At 55.1% G+C, this 5,806-nt stretch carries 4 protein-coding genes; 2 read left to right on the top strand and 2 right to left on the bottom strand.

The window, feature by feature from the left end; all coding sequences use genetic code 11:
• Nucleotides 1-141: 141 nt before the first annotated feature.
• Nucleotides 142-1,125 (top strand): methyltransferase domain-containing protein, encoded by a 984-nt coding sequence (locus tag ACAG25_RS24545; RefSeq protein ID WP_370491041.1) that lies wholly within the window; start codon nucleotides 142-144, stop codon nucleotides 1,123-1,125.
• A gap of 270 nt (nucleotides 1,126-1,395) precedes the next feature.
• Here ACAG25_RS24545 and ACAG25_RS24550 read toward each other — a convergent pair whose 3' ends face one another.
• Both ACAG25_RS24550 and ACAG25_RS24555 read right to left on the bottom strand, forming a co-directional pair.
• Nucleotides 1,396-2,739, bottom strand: coding sequence for a hypothetical protein (locus ACAG25_RS24550; RefSeq protein ID WP_370491042.1), 1,344 nt, complete (start codon nucleotides 2,737-2,739; stop codon nucleotides 1,396-1,398).
• Nucleotides 2,740-2,854: 115 nt separating this feature from the next.
• The gene (locus tag ACAG25_RS24555) at nucleotides 2,855-3,826 is read right to left on the bottom strand and encodes an NAD-dependent epimerase/dehydratase family protein (protein ID WP_370491043.1); all 972 of its coding nucleotides are present in this window, start codon (nucleotides 3,824-3,826) and stop codon (nucleotides 2,855-2,857) included.
• Between the two features lie 582 nt (nucleotides 3,827-4,408).
• Here ACAG25_RS24555 and ACAG25_RS24560 point away from each other — a divergent pair.
• Nucleotides 4,409-5,407, top strand: a complete 999-nt coding sequence (locus ACAG25_RS24560) for a glycosyltransferase (RefSeq protein WP_370491044.1) — start codon at nucleotides 4,409-4,411, stop codon at nucleotides 5,405-5,407.
• The last annotated feature ends 399 nt before the right edge of the window (nucleotides 5,408-5,806 follow it).

A 5,806-nucleotide genomic window follows, 5' to 3' on the forward strand; every position in this document is an offset into this window, starting at 1 on the left:
TGACCTTCAATCACTCGGCTGCGACACGCCGGTACCGCTGATCAGGTCCGACTCGTACACCACCTTGGTGGACGCAACCTACTTCGGACTGGTCAGCACCACATGAACGCGAGATGAGTTCTAACAAAGGAGTTTAAGCGATTGGATACTCCAGCGGACTACCGGCAACGTTTGAACAGTCAAGCGATCGCTCTACTCGCCTGTCCAATCTGCCATGGAAAGCTTGCCGCACGAGGCGATAGCGTGGATTGTCAAAACTCAGATTGCCGTAAGGCATTCCCTGTTGTGGACGACATCCCTATCTTGATCGACGAAAACGACAGCGTTTTCGCGCTCAATGATTTCGTGGCAAGACGCGACACATTTTTCCCTTCCCGCCCACCACTCATGCAACGCCTTCGCGGCATCGGACTCGCTCCGAGCATCAGCATGAATTTGAAATCCAAGGGAAATTACGAGACTTTCGCTAACTTAGTGCTGGAGCGGAACGTCAGACCGCGAGTCTTGGTGCTCGGTGGCAGTATCGTAGGCGAAGGTATGGAGGTTCTGTTAGAACACACAGATATTGAACTGATCGAATCAGACGTAGCCTTCGGACCACGCGCGACAATTATTCTTGACGGACATTCCATCCCTTTCAAAAACGAAGTCTTCGACGGAGTCATCGCTCAAGCGGTGCTCGAACACGTAGCTGATCCCTACAAGGTGGTGGAAGAAGTTCACCGTGTTCTGAAACTCAACGGAGTTGTCTACGCAGAAACACCTTTCATGCAGCAAGTGCACGCCGGAAGATACGATTTCACTCGGTTTACCCACTTGGGCCACCGACGCTTGTTCAGGCGATTCGACGAATATTCAAGCGGCGCGGTGGCGGGCGCCGGCACCGCCTTGGCTTGGTCCTATCGGCATTTCCTTTTGAGCCTAAGCAACACCCGTTCGGTCCGTCGTCTCTTGTCAGCGTTCGCTGCGTTCACTTCCTTCTGGATCAAGTACGTCGATCGCCTGACGATCGATAAGCCGGCATCTTTCGATTCGGCTTCGTGTTACTTTTTCTTGGGCATCAAAAGCACTGGTACCCTAACCGACAAAGAACTAATTGCCCAGTATCGCGGAGCGATGTCGTGACCGAGTCACATCACCGCACGCTGACCGACGAGGTTCTTTCAGGCTGAGTCCTCCAAGAACACGCGTACTTTCGTATGACGCTCGCCTTTCTCGGGCCCTTGTCGGCGCTGGCTCAGGATTTCGTAAGTCCCAGGCCGAGAAATCCCGAGCCCGGCACAGAGTGCACTGGTCTCACTGCAGCGGCAACGACCGCGGGAATCTCGCGAAAAGTCGGGTTAGAGAAGGTTTGATTTCTCTCACGTCCTTCGCTGCGGCTCCAGAAACCGGCAGCTAGGGCCGCGCACGGCGGACCTGCAGCCCACGAGTGCGGGCTGAATAGCTCCTAAATGACGGTTTCGTCAACACTATGCAACATACGTACAACACTAAGAAGATACCTATCGCCGTGATAAACGGCCGCGTAACCCAGTAAGAGGCAAAGCTCATGATCATCGCTGATGCCAGATATGGGTATGCAGCTGTGCCGACCACACCTGATGCCTCAAAGTCCCGCCAAGCCAGCTGCGAGACAATGCCGAGACCGAAACAAAAGAGAAATACCCATAGCCCGAGGTCAGCGAAATAGTAACCGTACATCGTCAGCCAGATATACCCACCGTCGAGACCGCTAGACCCAACGTCGCGGAATTCCTGGGCGTAGACAGCAGAGCTGCTGGGAAGCAGGGATTCTGTCATCGATCCGACGATGGGAAGATTTGAGAGGAAATTTAATGCGAAAGCCCCCGTCCCGCCATAGCTACTCACAAGCTGGCCATCCAGAAGGGCGGCCAATCGGTTGAAAGAAGCCAATGAGTAACCGGCGACAGTGGTCCAGAGGCTATTCACATCAGACGACTGTCCTCGGACATAGGCGAACAACACAAATGCTCCGAATGCAACGCCGCCAGATAGCAAGAGCATCCAGAAACGTCTCCCGGAGGATCGGTAGCCTTTACGATATTGGTCCAATAGCTTGATCACTGCGAGTCCGATGATCAACGGCAAGAGTTCATATCTGGCAAGTTTTATAGTGGAGGTAAGGATCGATAGTAATATCGAACTGAGCATCAAAACAAAGACTGGCCGACTTCTGTCACCAGATAATCTCAACGCATATAAAGCCCACGCCACTAGTATCAGGATCGCGCTGGCAGTAAGGAAGGTCCCTTCCGTTGCTAATTCCGTTTTTAACCGGTGACCGGTCTGCTCGCCGCGGAGGAGAGCTGAAACGATAACGCTATAGTTTTGCCGAAGCAGGACCCACGCCGAGGCGAGATTGATTCCTATGACGATGAGAGCGACAGCGATGACACTTCGACGTCTCGCTTCTCTCTGCGACGAGTCCAGGCATTCTGCAACATTCCTTCTGTCTGGAAGTAGCCTGGCAGCGGCGATTCCAGCATGCAAGCAAAGTACGCACCCCGCCGAAAATAACAACATCCGGATGTTGCGACCAGCGACGTACGACTCGAAGATCAGACTTTCGTACAGACCGCTGGGAAAGAAGAACGCGATCAACGCATACAGCAGGTAGAGATACCCCAGCGAGACAGGACTTATCAGGGATCGTTGTTTTCGAAGATGGGTTGCATCTTCTTGGGGTCTGCGCATGACCGCCTGAGATTGCGTGCTCATCTATAGAGCACCTTCGCTGACTTCCGTTTCTGCGATCCGTTATCGCCCTTCGGCGAATGGGATAGAGAGTGCCCTCGTCTTACTCTGCATTTGCTCGTATAATGGCGCTGCAATTTCAGACCAATTCACCAAGACTATCCACACGGGCCTGGACCCATTCCGTCTGGCGCCGCAAACCCTCATTAAGCGACACTGTCGGTTCCCAGTGGAGCGCTTCCCTGGCCGCCTCAAACAGGCCTCCCGTCCTAAAGACGTCACCTGTGCTCTTACCCAAGCGGTCGACCTGGATCTCACGACCCATAATTTCGCCTAACATCGCAATAACGTCGTTCACTGAAACGCTCGAACCTCCTGCGATGTTGTAGACAGCTCCGAGTGGAACCTGCGCAGTTGCCGCGGCAATATTTGCGCGCACTATGTCATCTACAAAAGTAAAGTCTCGGATCTGCTTTCCTGTGCCGAAGACTTGAATTGCTCGGCCAGTGAGCGCTCTCGTTATGAATCGTGTGAAGGCCATATCCGGCCTTTGCTTGGGACCGAAGACAGTGAAGTACCGAAGCGAGACCGTCGGGACTCCAAAATTCACCGCATATAGACCCATTAGGTGTTCTGCTGCCAGCTTTGTCACCCCGTACGGGCTAAGCGGGCGCGGGGTATCAGATTCGACGGTGGGATAGCGCTCCGCATCGCCGTATACCGAAGACGACGACGCGTAGACGAAACGCTTCAAACCAGGAGCTCTTCGTGCAGCCTCAAGCAGCTTCTGCGAAGCGATGATGTTGTCACGAGTATATGCGTCGAAGCTGTCGCCCCACGAAGGTCGGACGCCCGGCTGTCCGGCCTGATGAAAAATCACATCCACACCCTCAAGCAGCTTATCGAGATTGGTTGTGACTAGGTCGTCTTCGATGACCTCTACCCCAGCGCGCCCGAGCGCCGCGATATTCTCCAGTTTGATCGAACGGGGGTAGTAATCAGTGAATCGATCAACGCCCACCACGCTGACGGAGGGGTAGGACGCGGTCAGGTGCTCCGCAAGCGTGCTCCCGATAAAGCCGGCAACCCCCGTTACTAGTACGCGTCTCATGTGATCACTTCCAGTCCGAACTTGCACCTTCGTTGCACTGCCCTGCGGCGTTATCTTCTCCACCAAGGCCGGAGCAAAGCGTTAGCGGCCCTTGCTGTGCGGACGGCGTCATCATTTATGCCCGGCGTTGCGGCGAGGGTGCTCGATCCCCAGGCCATTCCCGCCTCCCCCCCGAAGCCAATCAACCATAACTGAAGAAGTCGTGCGCAACGGCAGTAGCACCCTTGTCTCGACGAACTCTTCTCTGAGAACCGTATCTGAGAAGCTCTTGTGGTAGCAAAGTGGAGACAAGCGGGCCCACCCACTCGATCGGGTCGGAGCACGCCATGACCTGCCGTCGTACGGCCCGTCCTCGACGTCGCCTCGTCAGGCACCATCGACCAAGTACAGGCACCGGAGTTTTCGGATACAGGCACCGGAGTTTTCGGATCGGGTCGAGGTTGTCCGTCGCCGACAGCTCCATCCGGCTACTCGGAGCGGCCGCCTTCGGATTTTCGTCGAGGGAGATTCGACCTCCCTCTGTCCAGAGGGGTTCGGAGACAGCGACTATGGTGGCGACGTGGAGAGAAATGGGACGCTCTCGTGACGACACTTCCGAGCGTCTGCGCCCTGATAGTCACCTATGGCAACCGTGCCCATTTCTGTCGCCAGGTAGCTCAACGCCTAGCCCAGATCGGGGTGGGGCGAATCATCATCGTCGACAATGCGAGCGACCAACCTAGTCGCGATGCGTTAGAGGAGTTGCGATGCCTTCTGCCGCAGGTCGTATTGATCCGCAATGAGGAGAACCTTGGCTCGAGCGGTGGTTACAGGCGCGCGTTCGAGACGGCCCTCACCTCCGACGACGAGTACCTATTTCTTCTCGACGATGACAACCTTCCACAGACCGACTGTTTGACGCATCTCCTCAGCGCCTACCACTTACTCGAGGCCGATCATCCCGACGGTCTCCTGCTCTACGCCAACCGCGGCTCGACCCGCCCGACCGACAGGCTTGCTTTTCAGACTGGATTCATCAAAGCCTATCCACCAAATTCGTTCGTCACATTCGTGCTCTGGCGGCGGGGTTTGGCCCGCCTAAGTCGCGCCGAGTACGTTACAGGACGATACCTAGTCAATTTTCCCGTTGTTCGCGTTCACTTCGGCCCCTACGGCGGCATGTTCGGGCGTCGGAAGACGTTCGAATCAGCTGGTTCTCCAAGGAGCGACTTCTACCTTTATCTCGATGATCATGAATATGCGACCCGCATGGATCAGAAAGGAATTGCTCAGTTCTTAGTTGAAGCCGCGCGAATTGACGACCTGGAAGTATCACAAACGGGAACCTCGCTGCTCTCACGAGATCTCTCCCCAATGCGGCTCTATTATCAGATTCGGAACGGGAGCTATCTAAGTCAGACCTTCATCCGTTCGCGACGGGCGTATGCCTTTAACAAGTATTCCTTTTTCGTCTGGGAAATTGCGAAAGCTTGGCGAGCATGGATAACGGCCCCGAATGTCACCCTCCGACGTTGGCGAATCTTGCTGAAAGCTGTGCACGATGGCGAAGCTGGCAATCTCGGACGGAAGTATCCTGAGTAGTCTCCGCCAATTTGATCTGCAAAATCCGTGTTCTGCAGTCGGTTAAGGCCGCCGACTGCTCAATATCTTTTGTTCGATCCCGATTACCAATTGAGCACTTACCGTCAGGCGGGCACTACCCCGTTCACATAGTTCGCTAGTTGGCCATCTGCATCCGCAGCCAAGAATCCTGTGGACTCGAGCTTTGCCATGTCTAACACGCTGTTTCGGGGTCGAGGTGCGATTGGATCAACAGCAGCGGCGAAATAGTCCGTCGTACTTACGCCTGTGACTCGTTCGGGGTCGTGTCCGGCCAGTTCAAACACCCGCTTGGCTACATCTGTCAATGGACATCTGAAACTGCCCGTGGGCGGACATGAGAAGTGCCCGTAGGTGGCCAATAAGAACTGCCCAGTGGCG

Origin of the sequence: Mycobacterium sp. pV006, assembly GCF_041287115.1 — a bacterium.
Classification (GTDB): domain Bacteria; phylum Actinomycetota; class Actinomycetes; order Mycobacteriales; family Mycobacteriaceae; genus Mycobacterium.